At 65.8% G+C, this 19043-nt stretch carries 22 protein-coding genes; 13 read left to right on the forward strand and 9 right to left on the reverse strand.

What is annotated here, in order from left to right:
* Positions 1–662 (forward strand): potassium channel family protein (locus tag CH289_RS23545; RefSeq protein WP_218828471.1); only part of this gene is annotated, 662 nt, incomplete at its 5' end.
* A gap of 49 nt (positions 663–711) precedes the next feature.
* Positions 712–1380, forward strand: a complete 669-nt coding sequence (locus CH289_RS23550; protein WP_019664044.1) for a potassium channel family protein — start codon at positions 712–714, stop codon at positions 1378–1380.
* Between the two features lie 18 nt (positions 1381–1398).
* On the opposite strand, the gene CH289_RS23555 is transcribed toward CH289_RS23550, so the two are convergent.
* Entirely contained in the window at positions 1399–1995 is a 597-nt protein-coding gene (locus CH289_RS23555) for a DUF3159 domain-containing protein (RefSeq protein WP_230595733.1), read from the reverse strand.
* Positions 1996–2098: 103 nt separating this feature from the next.
* Positions 2099–2476 carry an OB-fold nucleic acid binding domain-containing protein gene (locus CH289_RS23560; RefSeq protein ID WP_019664046.1) on the reverse strand — a complete coding sequence of 126 codons (378 nt, stop codon included), beginning with the start codon at positions 2474–2476 and terminating at the stop codon, positions 2099–2101.
* Positions 2477–2651: 175 nt separating this feature from the next.
* Between CH289_RS23560 and CH289_RS23565 the strand changes: the two genes are divergently transcribed.
* A complete protein-coding gene (locus tag CH289_RS23565) occupies positions 2652–3353 on the forward strand; it encodes an alpha/beta hydrolase (protein ID WP_027498541.1) in 702 nt (233 codons plus the stop codon).
* A 21-nt stretch (positions 3354–3374) separates the two neighbouring features.
* Here CH289_RS23565 and CH289_RS23570 read toward each other — a convergent pair whose 3' ends face one another.
* On the reverse strand, positions 3375–4229 hold the full coding sequence (locus CH289_RS23570) for a DUF3710 domain-containing protein (RefSeq protein ID WP_020110180.1): 855 nt from the start codon (positions 4227–4229) through the stop codon (positions 3375–3377).
* A 2-nt stretch (positions 4230–4231) separates the two neighbouring features.
* Complete coding sequence (gene dut / locus CH289_RS23575) at positions 4232–4744, reverse strand: dUTP diphosphatase (RefSeq protein WP_027498542.1); 513 nt, start codon at positions 4742–4744, stop codon at positions 4232–4234.
* A gap of 226 nt (positions 4745–4970) precedes the next feature.
* Between dut and CH289_RS23580 the strand changes: the two genes are divergently transcribed.
* Complete coding sequence (locus tag CH289_RS23580; protein WP_019664050.1) at positions 4971–5441, forward strand: DUF3093 domain-containing protein; 471 nt, start codon at positions 4971–4973, stop codon at positions 5439–5441.
* A 93-nt stretch (positions 5442–5534) separates the two neighbouring features.
* Here the strand turns inward: CH289_RS23580 and CH289_RS23585 are convergent, their stop codons facing one another.
* Positions 5535–5837: a DUF4193 domain-containing protein gene (locus CH289_RS23585; RefSeq protein WP_019664051.1), complete on the reverse strand. Its 303-nt coding sequence runs from the start codon at positions 5835–5837 to the stop codon at positions 5535–5537.
* A 540-nt stretch (positions 5838–6377) separates the two neighbouring features.
* Between CH289_RS23585 and cei the strand changes: the two genes are divergently transcribed.
* Positions 6378–7058: an envelope integrity protein Cei gene (gene cei / locus CH289_RS23590; RefSeq protein ID WP_094728737.1), complete on the forward strand. Its 681-nt coding sequence runs from the start codon at positions 6378–6380 to the stop codon at positions 7056–7058.
* 77 nt (positions 7059–7135) lie between these two features.
* On the opposite strand, the gene CH289_RS23595 is transcribed toward cei, so the two are convergent.
* Positions 7136–8032: an inositol monophosphatase family protein gene (locus CH289_RS23595; protein ID WP_020110184.1), complete on the reverse strand. Its 897-nt coding sequence runs from the start codon at positions 8030–8032 to the stop codon at positions 7136–7138.
* Positions 8033–8266: 234 nt separating this feature from the next.
* On the opposite strand from CH289_RS23595, the gene ppgK reads away from it, so the two are divergent.
* From ppgK to CH289_RS23620, 4 genes are all read left to right on the forward strand, one after another.
* Positions 8267–9106: a polyphosphate--glucose phosphotransferase gene (gene ppgK, locus CH289_RS23605; RefSeq protein WP_020110185.1), complete on the forward strand. Its 840-nt coding sequence runs from the start codon at positions 8267–8269 to the stop codon at positions 9104–9106.
* 123 nt (positions 9107–9229) lie between these two features.
* Positions 9230–10645, forward strand: coding sequence for an RNA polymerase sigma factor (locus CH289_RS23610; RefSeq protein WP_019664057.1), 1416 nt, complete (start codon positions 9230–9232; stop codon positions 10643–10645).
* A 123-nt stretch (positions 10646–10768) separates the two neighbouring features.
* Positions 10769–12037 carry a sensor histidine kinase gene (locus CH289_RS23615; protein WP_020110186.1) on the forward strand — a complete coding sequence of 423 codons (1269 nt, stop codon included), beginning with the start codon at positions 10769–10771 and terminating at the stop codon, positions 12035–12037.
* Complete coding sequence (locus CH289_RS23620) at positions 12034–12675, forward strand: response regulator (RefSeq protein WP_020110187.1); 642 nt, start codon at positions 12034–12036, stop codon at positions 12673–12675. Before CH289_RS23615 ends, CH289_RS23620 begins: the two co-directional genes overlap by 4 nt.
* A 30-nt stretch (positions 12676–12705) precedes the next feature.
* Here the strand turns inward: CH289_RS23620 and CH289_RS23625 are convergent, their stop codons facing one another.
* On the reverse strand, positions 12706–13065 hold the full coding sequence (locus CH289_RS23625) for a DUF952 domain-containing protein (protein ID WP_094728707.1): 360 nt from the start codon (positions 13063–13065) through the stop codon (positions 12706–12708).
* A 249-nt stretch (positions 13066–13314) separates the two neighbouring features.
* Here CH289_RS23625 and CH289_RS23630 point away from each other — a divergent pair, with 249 nt between their 5' ends.
* Positions 13315–13509 (forward strand): DUF7455 domain-containing protein, encoded by a 195-nt coding sequence (locus CH289_RS23630; RefSeq protein ID WP_019664061.1) that lies wholly within the window; start codon positions 13315–13317, stop codon positions 13507–13509.
* Positions 13510–13610: 101 nt separating this feature from the next.
* Here the strand turns inward: CH289_RS23630 and CH289_RS23635 are convergent, their stop codons facing one another.
* Positions 13611–15347, reverse strand: coding sequence for a DEAD/DEAH box helicase (locus CH289_RS23635; protein WP_020110188.1), 1737 nt, complete (start codon positions 15345–15347; stop codon positions 13611–13613).
* Positions 15348–15552: 205 nt separating this feature from the next.
* Between CH289_RS23635 and CH289_RS23640 the strand changes: the two genes are divergently transcribed.
* Positions 15553–16722 carry a YihY/virulence factor BrkB family protein gene (locus CH289_RS23640; protein ID WP_462052418.1) on the forward strand — a complete coding sequence of 390 codons (1170 nt, stop codon included), beginning with the start codon at positions 15553–15555 and terminating at the stop codon, positions 16720–16722.
* On the opposite strand, the gene CH289_RS23645 is transcribed toward CH289_RS23640, so the two are convergent.
* Complete coding sequence (locus CH289_RS23645; protein WP_019664064.1) at positions 16695–16931, reverse strand: DUF3039 domain-containing protein; 237 nt, start codon at positions 16929–16931, stop codon at positions 16695–16697. The two genes, CH289_RS23640 and CH289_RS23645, sit on opposite strands and share 28 nt — an antisense overlap.
* Before the next feature lie 82 nt (positions 16932–17013).
* Here CH289_RS23645 and CH289_RS23650 point away from each other — a divergent pair, with 82 nt between their 5' ends.
* Both CH289_RS23650 and CH289_RS23655 read left to right on the forward strand, forming a co-directional pair.
* Complete coding sequence (locus CH289_RS23650) at positions 17014–17382, forward strand: DUF3099 domain-containing protein (RefSeq protein WP_019664065.1); 369 nt, start codon at positions 17014–17016, stop codon at positions 17380–17382.
* 31 nt (positions 17383–17413) lie between these two features.
* Positions 17414–18958, forward strand: a complete 1545-nt coding sequence (locus tag CH289_RS23655; RefSeq protein WP_037142424.1) for a N5-glutamine methyltransferase family protein — start codon at positions 17414–17416, stop codon at positions 18956–18958.
* Positions 18959–19043: the final 85 nt, after the last annotated feature.

Consider the following 19043-nt stretch of genomic DNA (forward strand, 5'->3'; position numbering starts at 1 on the left):
ACGTAGTGGTGATGGGATGCGGGCGGGTGGGCGCGTCGCTGGCCGGTGCTCTGCAGAGAATCGGCCACGAGGTGGCCGTCATCGACCGTGACGAGACGGCGTTTCTCAGACTCGATCCCGCGTTCGACGGCCATCGAGTCATCGGAATGGGCTTCGACCGCGACGTTCTGACGAAGGCAGGCATCGAGAGGGCCGAGGCGTTCGCCGCAGTGTCGTCCGGCGACAACTCGAACATCATCTCCGCGCGCGTGGCCCGTGAGACATTCGGTGTCGAGCGGGTCGTCGCACGGATCTACGACGCCAAACGCGCCGCGGTGTACGAGCGGCTCGGGATTCCGACGGTGGCCACCGTCCCGTGGGCGACCGACCGTTTCCTGCACAACCTCCTGCGGGACGATCCGACGACGAAATGGCGTGACCCGTCGGGCAACGTCGCCGTCGTGCTGCTCGATTTCCACGAGGGGTGGATCGGGAGAAAAGTATCCGTCCTCGAGGAGTCGACGAGGTCGCGGGCTGCGTTCATCATTCGGTTCGGCACCGGACTGCTACCGGACAAGAAGACCGTCATCCAGTCCGACGACGAGATCTACGTGGCCGCGGTGTCCGGAACGGTCGCCGAAGCCATTGCGCTCGCGTCCAATCCCCCACCGTCCGACGACTGACGCCTCACCCCACATTCGCCCTCGACACGACACCGATACTGAGGACACCATGAGAGTTGCCATCGCCGGCGCCGGAGCTGTCGGCAGATCCATTGCTCGCGAACTCATTCGCGGTGAGCACAGCGTCATGCTCCTCGAACGCAAACTCGATCACCTCGACCGCGACGCGATTCCCGAGGCGGAATGGGTTCTCGCCGACGCCTGCGAACTGGCGCTGCTCGAGGCCTCACGTCTCGAGCAGTACGACGTCGTCATCGCGGCCACGGGCGACGACAAGGCAAACCTCGTCCTGAGCCTGCTGGCGAAGACGGAGTTCGGCGTCAACCGTGTTGTCGCGCGGGTCAACGATCCTCGTAACGAATGGCTGTTCGACGCATCGTGGGGCGTGGACGTCGCGGTGTCCACCCCGCGAATGCTGGCGTCGCTGGTCGAGGAAGCGGTGTCGGTGGGCGATCTTGTTCACCTGATGACGTTCCGAAAAGGTCAGGCGAACCTGGTGGAGGTCACGCTTCCGGAGAACACGGCGCTCGCCGGTAAGCCGGTGCGCAAGCTCTCGCTGCCCCGCGACGCCGCACTGGTGACCATTCTGCGCGGAGGCCGAGTCATCGTTCCGCAGCAGGACGACCCGCTGGAGGGAGGCGACGAATTGTTGTTCGTCGCGTCCAAGGAAGTCGAGGACGAGTTGCGTGTCGCCGTGGGCCTGTCCAAGTTGGGATGACGCGCCACTACCGCTGAGCTACTTGATCTCTCGGTGCTCGGCGGACTCGTCGTCGAGCGCCCTGTCGGCCCGGCGCACGGCCCAGAACGTCACCAACAGCGCGACGCCTGTCAGCGGCCAGCCCATGCCGATACGGGCGGCTGCGAGCCACCCCGTCTGGTCGGCGTCGTAGAGCTGCGACTGCACGAGGTACCGCGCGCCGAACACCACCGCCCAGGCGAACGTCGCGATGTCGTAGGAGACCACGGCGCGACTGCTGCGACGCCACGCGGTGCCCTTGCCGTTCAGATACCCCCAGACGACGCCGACGAGCGGCCACCGGACGATCATCGACAGCACGAATGCACCGGCGTAGGCAAGTGAAGTGTAGATGCCGAACAGGAAGTAGCCCTTGGCATCTCCGGTTCGGTACGCGATGAACGCGCAGATACCGACCCCGAAGAATCCGGAGATCGCGGGTTGAACCGGCGCCTTGGTGGCCAGTCGCCACACCATGACGGCGAGCGCAACGCCCAGCGCGGTCCAGATGGCCACCGTCAGATCGAAGAAGCTGTTGGCCGGGACGAAGGCGATGACGGGCAGCGTCGACGCCACCAGGCCACTGAGCCCACCCATCTGTTCCAGGATGGTCTGCTTGCGTTCCTCGGCTTCTGGCCTGTCGCTCTCGGTCACGATGTCGAGGGTGCCACACCGTCCGCTGCGCACGGCGGCAAGGGCGTCAGGAGTCGTCGCGCAGTTCGTAGTACGGGTTGTAGACGATCTTTCGGCCGTCGCGAACCCCTACCCTGCCGCGGATCAGCACGGTCTTGCCCGGCTCGATGCCCGGGATCTTCCGACGACCGATCCATACGAGCGTCACCGGGTCGGTTCCGTCGAAGAACTCCGCCTCGATGTTGGCGTTCGCGGCCTTGGAGCAGGCCTCCACACTGCGCAGACGTCCGAGCATGGTGACTTCGTCACCGCGGGAACAATCACACGCGCGCTGAGCGCCGGACGCTTCCGACGACTCCGCCATCTCCTGTGCGTCGAGGCTGTCGACGTCCTCGGTCAATTTCCGGGTGAGTTTGCGGAAATACCCTGCGGCAGCGGGTGCCATGGTGCGCTCCTGAAAGCATCTACGAAGTTGTGCCACGTCATGCGGCGTGGCTCCTGGCCACTGTAACCCCGGCGCGCCGATTAAGTCCAAGCGCGCGGCGCTGCGTTCGGGCTCACGACTCGCGCGGCCCCCTCGGGAGTCGACAATGTCGGACGGACGTGGACAATTCCGATTCATGGATACCTGGCCCGCGCACGCCGTCGTCCTGCCCGGCACCGGTTCCGACGCAGCATTCGCTGCCGAGGCGTTCGCAGACGCGCTCGCCCTCGCCGGGACGCGCAGCACCGCCATCGAACCGGACCCGACCCGGGTCGTCGAGTCGTACGAAGCCGCTCTCGACGAGGCCGCCCTGCAGTACGGCCGCATCATCGTCGGCGGTGTGTCGATCGGTGCTGCGGTGGCGGCGTCGTGGGCTCTGCGCAATCCCGAGCACGTCTTCGGGATCCTGGCGGCGCTACCTCCGTGGCTCGGTTCGGCGCAGGGTGCGCCCGCCGCCCTCAGCGCGGTGTACACCGCGACAGCGCTGCGGAACGACGGACTCGGCGCTGTCATCGACGCCATGGCGGCCACGTCTCCCGCGTGGCTCGCTTCGACACTGCGCCGGTCGTGGACCTCGCAGTGGCCGGATCTGCCGTCGGCGCTCGACGAAGCGGCTGTCTACACGGCGCCGGACCTGTCCGAACTCGCCCGATCGACGATCAGAACGTCCATCGTGGCGGCCGTCGACGATCCAGTTCATCCACACGACGTGGCGATCGCCTGGCACGGCGCCATCGCCCGATCGTCGCTGGCGACGGTCACGCTGACCGAGATCGGTGCGGATCCGTCCGTTCTCGGTCGACGGGCGGTGGAGGGGCTGTCGGCCCTCGGCGTGTGAGCCGCTCCACCGACCGTTCCGTCAACCCAACTGCTGCATCGCCGATCCGGAGGTACCACGCCGGGGACCTTCCGTGGGTCCGACAGGGTTCGGCGGCTCGGCCTGCGGCGCCACTCGGCCCCCTGCTTGCTGTGCCCCTGCTTGCTGTGCCCCTGCTTGCTGTGTCCCTGCTTGCTGTGCGGCGGCCTGTTGTTGCTGTTGAGCGGCCGCCAACTGCGCCAGCAGAGCCTGAGGGAGAACTACCGGGAGGGGTGTGCGAACCGGATGGGGATCGCTGCCTCGGTCGACGACCGTCTGCGACAGCACGTCGCGAGCGATCGCCACGAGCGGCGAATCGGCACCGACAGCGCCCGACGGGCCTGCAAGAACGCAACGAACCATCCACCGGTACCCGTCGATGCCGATGAAACGCAGGTCCGCGTTCGCGGTGACGCCGTGTAGTTCCCGTCCCCAGGGGCCGGTCTCGACGGAGACCACCGACTGATCTCCTCGCAGCGAACCTGCGAGGTCCGCGGCGACCTCGCGCCATTGTCCCGGCGACTTGGGGGCGGCGTACGCCGCGATGGTGATGCGGCCGTACTGGGTTACCACGTGGACGGCCTGCGGCGCACCGGCCTGCGTCATCTCCACCTGAAGTTGACCGCCGGCCGGAAGTGGCAGCAGAACCGAACCGAGGTCCAACCGAGTCGCCGCAAGGGTCTCGCGGTCCTCGTCGAGTTCCTCGAGGTCGAACGGACCCTGATCGGCGGCACGATCCTGTGGATCGAGTGCCTCGTCGGCATCTCGACCGCCCGCGCCGCTCGCTGCGTCGTCGGCCCGGGTGTTCTCGTTGGGGGCACCCGCCGCGTCTGCGTCCTTCTTGCGACGTCCGAACATGATCAGCTCACTCCCTCTCGACTCGATGTGTCTGCCGTCGGCGCGGAGGTCGTCAGACTGGAATGACCACCACTCGACCCGTAGCCTCCGTCACCTCTACTGGTCTCGTCGAGAGACTCGACCTCGGCGAAGGTGACGAGTTCGACGCGCTGCACCAACAACTGGGCGATGCGATCACCGCGGACCAGGTCGATCGCCTCGCGCGGATCCAGGTTCACCAGGCAGACCTTGATCTCGCCTCGATAACCGGCATCGATGGTGCCCGGCGCGTTGACGATGGACAGCCCCGACCGCGCAGCCAAACCCGAACGGGGATGAACGAGACCGACTGTGCCGAACGGGAGTGCGACCGCGATACCGGTGCCGACGACCACACGCTCCCCCGGCGCGATCGAGGTGTCTGCGGTGATGTGCAGGTCGACCCCCGCATCGCCTGCGTGCGCGCGAACCGGAAGGGGTAACTCTTTGTCCAGACGGACCACTCGGACCGACCCGAGGGGCGCATCCGCCGACATCGCGGCACCGAACGTGCCGTCACTGCTGAAATCGTCACTCACGTGCACTGAGACTACGCGCCGACCCCGGACCGAACTCGGCCTCGTACGTCTTCCGGCGGAACTTTCCCGAGCGGAGCACCGACCGCTCGCCGTACGGGCGCCAGCTACTCTGGAGTACGTGTCACAGAACTCACGCCGCGACCTGCATCCCGACGCTTCGCCCGACCGCGGAGACGGTCGGCGCGTGGTGCACTCCGAGAAACTGTGGGTGCCGCTGTGGTGGTGGCCGGTTGCCGTGGCCGTCGGGGTCCTGCTGGCTGCCGAGGTGCACATGGGCGCCCCGGGTCTCAGGGCCTGGCTCCCGTACGTCCTGGTCCTACCGTTTCCGATCTGGGCTCTGATCTGGCTCAGCCGCATGCGGGTCGAGGTCGAGAGGGACGCAGCAGGAGACGGCGAGCTCCGCGTCGGAAAGGCACACCTACCGCTGGACGTGATCGCACGCGCGGCTGTCGTGCCCGCGACAGCAAAAAGTGCGGCACTGGGAAGGCAGTTGGATCCTCTCGCCTTCGTTCAACACCGCACTTGGGTCAAACAGATGGTTCTCGTCGTTCTCGATGATCCGGACGATCCCACACCTTATTGGTTGGTCAGTACCTCACGCCCCGACGCGCTGGTATCGGCTCTGACGCGGCCCACCCCCGGAGATCACGCCTGAGCGCTCTCGGCCGCATCGTCTGCACCACCTGATTTATGTGACCTCGTCGGTCGGCGTGGTTCAGCTAGGTCGTTCGATTCCTGTCGTCCGAAATCACGCTGCGCAGTCACGGCAGACGAGAACGCCGTTGGCGTCGCTCGCAAGCCTGCTCCGGTGGTGGACCAGGAAGCAGCTCGAACAGGTGAACTCGTCGGCCTGCTTCGGAACCACCCGGACCGACAGCTCTTCGCCGGACAGGTCGGCACCCGGGAGTTCGAACGACTCCGCCGTGTCCGACTCGTCCACGTCGACCACCGCGGACTGCGCCTCGTTGCGGCGTGCCTTCAGCTCCTCGAGCGAATCCTCCGACACATCGTCGGATTCTGTTCTTCTCGGTGCGTCGTAGTCGGTTGCCATTGTCTTCTGTTACCCCTCGTCCTCGTGCGTGTTGTGCGGGTGGACACGTGCCGATCGTTGCCTTCGGCCTGCTCCCGAGCCGCCTCCACCGTGTCTGATTCTCTGCGGCTGTTCTCTTCATTTGTGGGTGCTGCTCGCCCGGACATGCAGGCCGAACACCGCTGGTACTGCTCTACAACGGACGACCTCGATGCAAGGTGCCCGAGAAACTACCCGGGTAATGCCCGAACGTCCCAGGTTGAAACACGATCGAGACATCGACACAGCGCTGCCGTCCACCACGGTGACTGCTCGGATTTCTCAGCACCGGGGCCGCCAGACAATAGCCGAAGCGAACGACATCGACGAAACCGCCTCACCGTCTTCCTCCACAATCACCTGACAAACCCCTTGAACACCTCGGACACGCCGGGCATTCCATGCCTGCGAGGGACCATTTCCTCGGGTGAGCACTACAGTGGGCTGGCGCGCGCAAGCACGGGTCCGAACCCTCGTGTGCCCGCGCGTTCGATCCTCGCGAACGAAAGGCGCATCGACACCGTGGTTTCACTGATCACCGAGGGCTCATCGTTCGACGATCGTGCGCGGCCCTTCCGGCGACGCCGAGCACTGCCGATCGTCGCGGTGCTCGCCGTACTGGCACTACTCGGCGTGTTCACGTGGATCCGCGTGTTCACCTCCGGTGAGACCGTCGCGACCACCGTCGAGTGCAACGAACCGTCGACGGCCCCTGCCGACGACGGAACAGTCCCGGTGGCACTGGGCGAGCGAATCGATCGCGAGACGCTTCTGGACACCGAGCCCGCAGCCCTGTCCGCCACCAAGGTCCGAGTGTTCAACGCGAACGGCGAGCGCGGACAGGCCGCGACCGTCGCCGCCGACTTGAGCGAGTACGGGTTCGCGAGTGCACCGGACGTACAGGTCGGCAACGATCCCGTGTACGTCGATCAGAACATGCAGTGCCAGGGCCAGATTCGGTTCGGCGAGAACGGTAGAGCAGCGGCCAGTGCCGTGTGGCTCGCAGCCCCCTGCGCGGAACTGATTCAGGATTCACGCGCCGACGACACCGTCGATCTCGCGCTCGGAACGTACTTCAAGAATCTGCAGCCCAACGGCGACGCCGAGTCGGTCCTGCAGTCGCTGGCCGGCGTGACGCCGGGCTCGACGCCTGCACCGCTGGACATCAGCCTGCTCGAAGCAGCGCGCACCGCGCGCTGCTGAGCCGGATCCGCTCGGCGTCCGCCGACCGAGCGGATCTCGACTGCCGCAGCGTCTTTCGCCGCTCGGTCCGTCGCAGATCAGGCGTCGTCGGCGCCGGAGATCGCGTCCAACGCACCCACGTCGCCGAGTGCAGCCACGAATTCTCGTGCGATTCCCGGTGCGACGGCGACGGTCACTGCGCCGTCGAGTGATGTCGACGTCGGACTCGGCGCGATCACCGTCGCGCCCGCCTCTTCGGCGATGAGCGATCCTGCGGCCCAGTCCCATGGGCTCAGACCGTGTTCGAAATGAGCATCCACGGCGCCGGAGGCAACCATGCACAGATCCAGTGCAGCCGAACCGACGCGGCGAATGTCGCGGACACGCGGGAGTAGTTCCGCAATGATCGCGCCCTGCACCCGTCGCCTGGCCGCGCCGTAGCCGAAACCTGTTGCGACGAGCGCCAGTGCGACGTCCGAGGTGGGGTTGCACGTGAGCTGTTCCACCGAGCCGTCCGAGTACTCCGCCGTGGCGCCGTGTCCCCGTGATGCGCTGTAGAGAACGTCACGGGCGACGTCCACGACGACCCCCACGACGCTCACACCGTCGATCTGGACGGCGACCGACACCGAGTATGCGGGGAGGCCGTAGAGGAAGTTGACGGTGCCGTCGATGGGATCGAGCACCCATCGAACTCCAGCGACCGATTCGGACTGGCCACCGCCTTCCTCGCCGAGAATGGTGTCGTCCGGCCGCAACTCGGCGAGCAGAGACCGCAGAAGCTGTTCCGTCTCGGTGTCGACGACGGTGACCGGGTCGGTGGGAGTGCTCTTCGTGTGGACGGAGTGTCCGGAATCGGACGTCTCCGCGGGTGCACCCGGCCCGAACACCTGCGGTCGCCGAGTCCGAACATGCGCCGCCGCTGCGCGAGCCACGTCACGTGCCACCGTCGACAGTGCAGTCAGATCCGCCTCCGATACGCGTGAGTCGGGCACCCGAGGGGTGGGCGCAGCGGACGTCGAGGTCGGATGGAAGGCGTCATCGGATGCAGTCGGCACGCTCTCCATCGGATCACAGTGTGCGGGAATCGCACCACTCGGTCGCCGGTGCGGACTGCGTCACACCCGCCGAATCACCGTCGCGGCACTAGTGTCGATGTACGCAGCTTGGCTACGCTTTTCACCGCACGTGCACGAGTAGATGCCCCGATGATCAGGAGTGAACTCCACATGACTCAGTCAGGCCCGCACACACAGACCGATCCGGTGATCCAACCCGGATCCGTCATCACGCCGACGGACGCGCGGCAGCGGCAGGGTTTCGGCGTCGACGTCGGCGGCAGTGGCATCAAGGGCGGAATCGTCGATCTGGTCACCGGTGAATTGGTCGGCGATCGGTACAAGATCGAAACGCCGCAACCGTCGACGCCGGAGGCAGTGGCGGAGGTGGTTGCCCGGATCGCCGGTCACTTCGAGTGGACCGGGCCCGTGGGCGTCACGCTGCCTGCCGTCGTGACCGGAGGAATTGCACGTTCCGCAGCCAACATCGACAAGTCGTGGATCGATACCGACGCGAAGTCGCTGTTCGCATCGGCGTTGGGGCACAGCAATGTGGTCGTGCTGAACGACGCGGATGCCGCGGGTGTCGCCGAGGACCGATACGGCGCAGGCAAGGACAAGAACGGCGTGGTGATTCTGCTGACGTTCGGCACGGGCATCGGCTCCGCAGTTCTGCACAACGGGGTACTTCTGCCGAACACCGAGTTCGGTCACCTCGAGGTCGACGGCAAGGAAGCCGAGCACCGAGCGGCATCGTCCGTGAAGGAGAACAAGGACCTGTCGTACAAGGAGTGGGCCAAGGAGGTCTCGAAGGTTCTCGCGACGTTCGAAGCGCTGCTGTGGCCGGATCTGTTCATCGCCGGAGGCGGAATCAGCCGCAAGAGCGAGAAGTGGATTCCGCACCTGACCAACAGAACGCCCGTGGTGGCGGCCACTTTGTTGAACACCGCGGGAATCGTCGGTGCAGCTCTCGCGGCCGACACAGCAGCCGATACGGCACTGGCTCGGTAACAAACTCCCGACGGGTCGTTACAATGGTTGATGCCGGTCTGCACGCCGGCACAATCGACAAGACCTCTCCGCCGGAAACCACTCTGGCGTGACGCCGCACGACACCGTCACGAAAGGGCGTACGTGGCAGCCACCGATATCCGTCAGACCGTAGATTCAGCAACAGAGTCTGCGAACCCTGCACCTGCTGCGGAGGCACCGAACGGCACCGTCAGAGAGGCCGCCGTCGCTTCCGCGACCGCTGCCCCTGCAGAAGCGGCACCGGCAGCGCCGGCAACCAAGGCTCCGGCCAAGAAAGCTGCGGCGAAGAAGGCTCCCGCGAAGCGCGCGGCCGCCAAGAAGGCTCCGGCGAAGAAGGCCGCAGCCAAGAAGGCAGGCGACGCAGCACCGGTCGCCGACGGGGACGACGACGCTCCCGGCATCGATGACATCGACATCTCCGACGGCGACATCGCTGCGGCCGCCAACGATGTGGTCGAGGTCGTGGCAGCCGGAGACGACGCCGACGACGACGCCACTTCCGAGCCGACCGCCGAGGACAAGGCGTCCGGCGACTTCGTCTGGGACGAGGAGGAGTCCGAGGCTCTTCGCCAGGCACGAAAGGATGCGGAGCTGACGGCGTCGGCCGACTCCGTTCGCGCCTACCTCAAGCAGATCGGTAAGGTCGCGCTCCTCAACGCCGAGGAGGAGGTCGAGCTCGCCAAACGCATCGAGGCAGGCTTGTTCGCCACCGAGAAGATGCGCGAGTTCGCCGAGAAGGGCGAGAAGCTCCCCGTTGCGGCACGTCGCGATTTCACGTGGATCTGCCGGGACGGTAACCGCGCCAAGAACCATTTGCTCGAAGCCAACCTTCGCCTCGTGGTATCGCTCGCGAAGCGCTACACCGGTCGGGGAATGGCGTTCCTGGATCTGATCCAGGAGGGAAACCTGGGCTTGATCCGTGCCGTCGAGAAGTTCGACTACACCAAGGGCTACAAGTTCTCCACCTACGCGACGTGGTGGATCCGTCAGGCCATCACGCGCGCCATGGCCGACCAGGCACGCACCATCCGTATTCCGGTGCACATGGTGGAAGTCATCAACAAGCTCGGCCGTATCCAGCGTGAGCTGCTTCAGGACCTGGGCCGCGAGCCCACTCCCGAGGAGCTCGCCAAGGAAATGGACATCACGCCGGAGAAGGTGCTGGAGATCCAGCAGTACGCGCGTGAACCCATTTCGCTCGATCAGACGATCGGCGACGAGGGTGACAGCCAACTCGGTGATTTCATCGAGGACTCCGAGGCCGTTGTGGCCGTCGACGCGGTGTCGTTCACCCTTCTTCAGGACCAGCTGCAGTCCGTCCTCGAGACCCTGTCCGAGCGCGAGGCCGGTGTCGTTCGGCTTCGTTTCGGCCTGACGGACGGACAGCCCCGCACGCTCGACGAAATCGGTCAGGTCTACGGCGTCACTCGTGAACGTATCCGGCAGATCGAGTCGAAGACGATGTCGAAGCTTCGTCATCCGTCGCGGTCGCAGGTTCTCCGCGACTACCTCGACTGACAGTTCGCCTTCCACGAAGCCGCCGTTCCCCGTTCGGGAACGGCGGCTTCGTCTTTGTTCCGGCGACCGAAGGTCATCCCTTCGTCGGACGTGGATGCGCGGTGAGTGTGCTGTGATGGTGTGATGCTTCGCTGGTCGGAACTATCGGCGACGAGCAAAGACGTGCTCGTCGTGGCGGCGTACCTGTCGGTGGGTATCGTCCTGTATTGGGCGAACATCTTCAGCTTCCTTCCGGTCGAGAACCCTCCACCGCTGTGGGTCAGGGTCGGCATCCTCGCCTTGCTGTGTGTGTGCACGCTCTGGAGGGGGCGTGCACCCGTTCTCGCGCTCGGCACGGCCACGCTTCCGTTCACGCTGGATCTGCTCGTGGGAGCGTCGCTGCCGATCTGGCTGATCATGACCGACCTCGTGTACTGCGTCGCGCTCTACGGCAGCAGACGCCAGGCGGTGTGGATCGTCCGCTTGTCCGTGCTTCTGACCGTGGTGGTGTGCACCGTCGTTCTCGTCCTCACGACGGACTGGCGTGAGGTCGTCATCGCCCTGGGCGGCGCTGCGGTGTTCCTCGGCACGCCGCTCGGGTGGGCGTTGAACATCCGCCAGCACAAGGAGATCGCGCACAGTGAACGCGAGCGAGCCGAGGCCATGACCGTCATCGCGGAGTTGGACAGGCGCGCGGCGATCGACGCGGAACGCTCGCGGATGGCCCGTGATCTGCACGACGTCGTCGCGGGGCATCTGTCGGCTATCGCGATCCAGTCCGAGGCAGCCCTGCGCGTCGTCGCAGCTCGAGGCTGTGCCGACTCGCCCGTGGTCTCCACCGGCTCTAGCCACGGTGTCGCGGACCACAGTGTTGCGGACGTCGTGTCGTCCATCCGGTCCAACAGCACCGATGCGTTGACCGAGATGCGAGCGATGATCGGACTGCTGCGAAACGGGGGTGAAGGCGTGGACGAGACCCGCTCCCCCGGACGGATTGCCGAGTTGGGGAGGCTCGTCGCCTCCGCAGGTGCCAGTGGTACCGAGGTCACCGTCAGCGGTGACTTCGCACCGGGCGCACCATCATCACTGTCCGTTCCGGCGGCGGTCGATCACGCCGCGTTTCGAATCGTGCAGGAAGCGTTGACGAACGCGGTGGTTCATTCGCCGGGCCAACCGGCCGAGCTCGACCTCCGGTGCGACCACGGCAGACTCCGAATCGAAGTCGTCAACGCGCTACCGTCCACGGCCGAAGCATCGACGCACACGACCGGACACACTGGAGCGGGGCTGACCAACATGACACAGCGGGCCGAACTTCTCGGCGGTGACCTCCGTGCCGGCTCGAACGGCGGTAGGTGGGTCGTCGAAGCCGTTCTGCCCCTGTCGACCACGCCCGGGGTGTCGACACCGTGATCCGAGTACTGATAGCCGACGACCATGCCGCAATTCGCTCGGGCCTGGCGATGATCGTGGGCTCCGCGCCCGGATACACGGTGGTCGGCGAAGCAGTCGACGGACAGGACGCCATCGACCAGGCGCGGGCGCACACGCCGGATGTCGTGCTGATGGATATTCGAATGCCGGGCATCGACGGGATCGAGGCAACCGCCGCCGTCGTCGGAAACGATCTGGCCCGTGTTCTCGTCCTCACGACGTTCGACATCGACGACTACGTGTTCCGTGCTCTGGAGGCGGGCGCGTCGGGCTTCGTTCTGAAATCGGTGTCCGCCGACGCGTTGCTCGACGCCATCGCTGCCGTTCACGCCGGCGACGGTGTGCTGGCGCCCGAAGTCACTCGGACGGTGATCGACGCGTTCGCAGCGGGCGGCCGCGATGTTCCGAAGGTCGGACCTCCTGGGTTGACCGAGCTGACCGAGCGCGAACACGATGTGCTGCGGTGCCTCGGCGACGGCATGTCCAATGCGGCGATCGCCCGTGAGCTCTTCATCGGGGAGACCACGGTCAAGACGCACGTGTCGAGAGTGCTCACCAAGCTGGGAGTCACCTCGCGCGTGCAGGCTGCAATCCTCGCCCGGTCACGGCCACGGTGAACGGCGCAGTGATTCCCTGGTCCGGTAGATCTACAGGTGCGGCGGTATGAAGGTGCCGTCGTCGCCCGGCAGGTATTCGACGACGGAGGTCACGGCCGACGTGGGCAGCGGCCCGTACAGGTGAGGAAAGACCATGGCGTCCGGGTCACCCGGGACGCCCGGCTCCCAGCGCACCGGTGACCCCAGTCGTGCCGGATCGAGAACGAGCAGAATCAGATCGTCTCGGCCGGCGAACAGTCGGTTCGCCGGCAAGTGCACCTGTGCGGGCGTCGACAGGTGCACGAAACCGACGGCCGACAGCGACTCCGGCTCGATCCCCGGCGACTCTCGAACCGACAGCCAGTCCGCCAGAGTGCAGATGTGCAGCAAGGTTTCCGAGGTGTCACTCACGATCGACGATTGTTCCAGGCGCGGCCGTTCTGCGGGGTACCGAAATCAGCTGTGAGCGAACAGTCCGAGGCTGCACACGCACGGCCAGCAGGTTTCCTCGTGTTTCGTGTTAGTGACAACACAAAGAAACGCGCGCGGGAACAACACGTGACTGCCAATCGTCTGAAAGAGTGTACGGACCGCGCCATACCGACGCGGCGGACCGGCCCCAGGCAATCGGGTGACACCGAACGCCAGTACGGAGGAGTCATGCCCGGAACATTGACCAGCCCACAGTTGACAGCTGCCGACCGGTGCGACCGGTGCGGTGCAGGGGCTCGCGCACGTGTTGTGCTCGCGACCGGAGGAGAGCTTCTCTTCTGCGGTCACCACGCCAAGGAGCACGAAGACCGTCTGCGTGAAGTGAACGCAACGGTGATGACCGAATCGGGCTCCACGGTGTAGGGCCGGTAAACCTGCCGACAACAACATCGACACCGAGAACGGGTGGCCGCATCAGCGGCCACCCGTTCTTCTCTGTCCAGGTCGCAGGTTCACCGGTCCCGTCACATCTTGCGCAACTGGGCTATCCGCTCGCTCAACTGATCCGCCGTGGCCATGGCCGTCGGAGGGCCACCACACACACGTCGTAGATCGCCGTGAATGACGCCGTGCGGCTTCCCGGTGCGGTGGTGGTACACCGCAACCAGAGAGTTGAGTTCGCGCCGCAGCGCGGCCAGCTGCCCCGCCGTCGACACACGGTCCGACACGACCGGCGGTGGGACCGCCGGAACCGGAGCCGCCGGCTTCTCCATCTGTTCCTGCTGCCGCTGCCGCAGCAGATCTCGCATCTGCTTGGCGTCGAGCAATCCGGGAAGCCCGAGGTAGTCGGCTTCCTCGTCGCTGCCGGAGAACGTCGCCGTCCCGAACGAGGATCCGTCGTAGATGACCTGGTCCAGCTCGGCGTCGGCGCCGAGTGACGTGTAGGCCTTCTCTTCCTCGCCGAGCTCGTCCTTCTGCTTGTTCGCGTCCGCCAGGAGGTCGTCGTCGAGACCGTCCTTCTCGCGGTGCGGCTTGCCCAGGATGTGGTCACGTTGCGCCTCGAGCTGGCTCGCCAGATCGAGGAGAACAGGCACCGAGGGGAGGAAGACGCTGGCCGTCTCCCCCGGCCGCCTGGATCGCACGAATCGACCGATGGCCTGTGCGAAGTACAGCGGCGTGGACGCGCTGGTGGCGTACACCCCGACGGCAAGACGCGGAACGTCCACGCCCTCGGACACCATCCGCACCGCAACCATCCACTTCTGATCGCTCTTGCCGAATTCCGCGATCCGAGCGGAAGAAGTCGGGTCGTCGGACAGCACGATGCACGGAGTTTCGCCGGTGATGACCTCGATCAACTTCGCGTACGCGCGAGCGACCGTCTGATCCGTCGCGATCACCAGGCCGCCCGCGTCGGGCATGCCACCGGCGCGCAACTGGCCGAGACGAGTGTTGGCCGCCAGCAGGACCGCAGGCATCCAGTCACCCTGAGGATCCAACGCGGTACGCCACGCACGAGCGGTCTGCTCGGCGTTCAGAGGCTCGCCCAGACGGGCTGTGTACTCCTCGCCCGCGCTGTCGCGCCACCGCGCCTCGCCCGAGTACGCCAGAAACACCACGGGCCGCACGACGCCGTCGGCGAGCGCGTCCGAGTAGCCGTACGCATGGTCCGCGCGCGAGCGCATCAGACCGTCCTGATCCGGCTCGTAGTTCACGAACGGGATGGGGCTGTCGTCGCTGCGGAACGGAGTTCCGGTCAGCGCGAGGCGACGAGTGGCGTCACCGAACGCCTCCCGAATGCCCTCACCCCAACTCTTCGCATCGCCGCCGTGGTGAATCTCGTCGAGGATGACGAGCGTCTTACGACTCTCCGTGCGGACCCGGTGCCTGAACGGGTGCGACGCGATCTGCGCGTACGTGACGACGACACCGTGGTAATCGCTCGACGTCTGACCGGTCGAGTTGGAGAACCGCGAGTCCAGCGCGATGCCGACTCGTGCCGCGGATTCGGCCCACTGATGTTTCAGATGCTCCGTCGGTGCGACGACGGTCACCTGATCGACCGTCCGGTGAGCGAGCAACTCCGATGCCACACGCAGCGCGAACGTCGTCTTACCTGCACCGGGCGTCGCGACCGCCAAGAAGTCCTTCGGAGAGGACACCAGATATTTCGTCAGAGCACGCCTCTGCCACGCGCGCAGCGGCGCACCACCTGCTGCGGGTGCCGTCGAGGCGTCGATCGGGTCTGTCGTGTCGGTCATGTCAGCGCTCACTGGCCGCCGATTCCTGGCATCGATGAATGTCCTCGCGCTCTCGCCTCGCCTTGCAGTGTCCGCCGTGGAGCCTAACTCTCGGCACCGACCGATTCCTCATCGCCGAGCTAGAGGGAGTCGTACGACACGCCGAAGGGCTGCGGGCGGGGTGGAACGAGCGCTCGTGCCCGGCGTCAGGAATGCTGGAGTGACCATGAGCGAATCGACGGCTTCCCCCTCGCCGACCGAGCAGTTGTCGGCACGCCACCCCGTGCGGCTGGTGTGGGTGGTGACCTTGCGCACACTGAGCAAGGCATGGGACGACTCGATATTCAGCAAGTCCGCGACCGCGGCCTTCTGGCAGACCCTGTCTCTGCCGCCCCTGCTGCTCGGCGTCCTGGGAAGTCTCGGATTCGTCGCGGGATGGTTCGGTCCGAACACCATCGAGATCATCGAGTCCAAGATCATCACGTTCAGCAGCACGCTGTTCAGCGACAGCGTCGTCGACGGCATCATCGAACCGACCGTGCAGGACATTCTGCAGCAAGGTCGGGGCGAGATCGTCTCGGGCGGTTTCGTTCTGTCGCTGTGGGCGGGGTCGTCGGCCATCTCGACGTTCGTCGATTCCATCGTCGAGGCCCACGGTCAGCAGGACGCCCGCAATCCGGTGTGGCAGCGCATCTTCGCGCTCCTGCTGTACGTCGCCTTCCTGATCGTCGCGGTGTTCGTGCTTCCGCTCGTTGCACTGGGGCCGACGTACGTTCAAGCGTTGCTACCCGATTCGTGGTTCGAGATCGGTAGCGAACTGATCGACATCCTCTACTACCCGGCAGTCGGCCTGCTGTTGATCGCCGGGCTGACCACGCTGTACAAGGTCGCGTTGCACACGTCTCTGCCCTGGCATCGACTTCTGGGCGGCGCGTTGCTGGCCGGTGTCTTCTTCATGATCGCGAGCGCCGTGCTGCGGTTCTATCTCACCTGGGTCACCGGGACGGGCTACACCTACGGCGCGCTGGCGACCCCGATCGCATTCCTGCTCTTCACGTTCTTTCTCGGCTTCGCCGTGGTGCTCGGCGCCGAATTCAACGCGACCATCCAGGAGTTCTTTCCGGCGCGCGCCACCAGGATCGAGCAGATGAGGGAGTGGCTCGCCGCACAGGCCGCTTACGAGGAGTCGGGGGCAGTGTCCGCCGTCGCCTGGCGTCTCGCCACCGGTCCCATCCGCCTGACCGGCGACCGGTCACGACCCAAGCGGGCCGGGTTCTCCCAAGCAGAACCCGAGCCGCACGCGGACTCGCCCGAGACCGGCCCGACCCATCCGTCTGCACAGCAGAACGGTGGGTCGGAAAGGTCGGATCAGTCGCCCTTCTTCAAGCCGTCGTAGACCTTCTTGCAGTCGGGGCACACCGGCGAACCAGGCTTGGCCGACTTGGTGACGGGAAACACCTCGCCGCACAGCGCGACCACGTGGGTACCCATGACCGCGCTCTCGGCGATCTTGTTCTTCTTGACGTAGTGGAAGAATTTGGGCCGGTCGTCGTCGGTGGTCTCGTCCGGCGCGATATCGGGACGTTCCTTGGTCTGAGTGCTCATGCCCCGATTATTCCGCACCGGAGCGAGCCACGACCACCTACCGTTCAGTGCAATCCGAGCAACGTAGTGACACAGTGGAGGTATGACGCGAACATCCGGGTTCTCCGACCCGGCGGACAGCGGCTCGGCCCGTCACCCCGCACTGATCACCGAAGCACGAACGTCGGTGGAAGAACAGCATCGTGCTCGCGTGAAGAAGTACATGTTCATCATGTCGTTTCGGATCCCCGCGCTGGTGCTCGCCGCCGTTTCCTACAGCATCTGGGCCAACCCGTGGATTGCCATGGCGATCGTCGGTGTATCCATCCCGCTTCCGTGGATGGCGGTGTTGATCGCCAACGATCGACCGCCTCGCACGAAGGACGAGGTGAGTCGCTACGACGGCCGCCGACAGGAGGACCCCGCGATCGAGGCGCGCGCGCACCACGTGATCGAGGCAGGCGAGGACTGAACGCTCGCTCCGTCCTGAGAGACTGAGCGATGTGACTGCACCGCTGCTCTCGGCCTGCCCACCGCTGCGCGACGCATTCCTGCGGGTCGGGTACTCCGCTGATGCCCTGCTCGACGCCCTCGGCGTCGACGCTCACTCCGCACTCGGTCGCAGTGAGCCGGTTCCGGTTCGGCGGGCGTCCCGTGCGCTCGGGGATCTGGGCGTGCTCATTCGTCTGTTTCTTCTCGTCGACGACGTTCCCGAGGCGGATGCGTCGGCGGCACTGGCACCACTGCCGCTGGACGACGCTGTCGCGGCGGGGATCGTCGGGCGCAGCGGCCCGGGTCTGGTTCGGGCTGCCGTGGACATCAGGCCGCTCGACACCGGATCGGGCACCCGCTGGGTCGTGTCCGATCTCGACGGCAGCATGCGAGACGCCCCGACTGCACCCGACCACGTCCTCGGAGTCGGCCAGGCGTCTCTGTCCCTGTTGCGCGGGACTCCGACGACACCGGTCCCGTCGGTTCTGGATGTCGGAACAGGCTGCGGGGTGCAGGCCGTCCACGCGGCACACTATGCGGACTCGGTGACCGGGACCGATATCAGCGAAAGGTCGATGTTGTTGGCCGCGGCCACGTTCGCTCTCAACGACATGGATGTCGAGCTTCTTCGCGGGTCGTGGTTCGAACCGGTGAAGGGACGTGTCTTCGATCGAATCGTCGCCAATCCGCCGTTCGTCGTCGGGCTCGGCACGGTCAGCCACAGCTATCGGGACTCGGGGATCGACCTGGACGGCGCGAGCCGGCTCATGATCGAGCAGGCCCCGACGCATCTCGTCATCGGAGGCACGGCTGCCGTCCTCGCGTCGTGGATTCACGTCGACGGCGAGGACTGGCGACGGCGGGTGGCGTCCTGGTTGCCCGAGCACGGCGTCGACGCGTGGATCCTCCAACGTGACGTCGCCGATCCGGCTCTGTACGTGGGGACGTGGATGAAGGACGGCGGCGTCGATCCGCGAGACGGAGCCGGAGCGGTCCAGGCCGAGGCGTGGCTCGATCACTTCGAATCGGCCGACGTGACGGGCATCGGGTTCGGGTTCGTCTATCTACGCCGAACCGACCTTCCCACCGATGTTCTCGCCGAGGACCTGCGGCACGCGTTCGACGATCCGCTGGGCGACGAGGCGATCGACTACTTCGCTCGATTGACGTGGCTACGCGAGAACGACGTCCAGACTGCCGTCTTCGAGCTGGATCCGGCGACGGCACTGGAGAAGGTGTCGCTGCCCGGAGACGAGGGGTGGTCGCCGGTGGTGACCCGCGTGCACCGCGGCAACGGACCCAACTGGCAACACGAGATCGACGACCTGGGCGCTGCCCTGCTCGCTGGAATGTCACCGGGCGGATTGCCGCTGGCCGAGTTGGTCGAACTGCTCGCGATCGCGCACGACGCGGAACCGGAGGACCTGACGCCTGCAGCCACGGCTTTGGTGGTCGATCTCTTTCGTCACGGCCTGATCAGGCCCCGAGGCTTTCGGGCCGTGTCGGGGCAAGTTCCGACCGAGAGAAGCTTCTCAGCAACTTCTCAGGACGAGTAAGGGATAGAGCCTGGTCAGGCGGGTATCAGAGGGTGGAGCGCGGGAACTTATCGAAGTCTTCCGGACGTTGAGCACTATGAGACAC

The organism is Rhodococcus sp. RS1C4, from assembly GCF_002258225.1.
GTDB classification, from domain to species: Bacteria; Actinomycetota; Actinomycetes; order Mycobacteriales; family Mycobacteriaceae; genus Rhodococcoides; species Rhodococcoides fascians_E.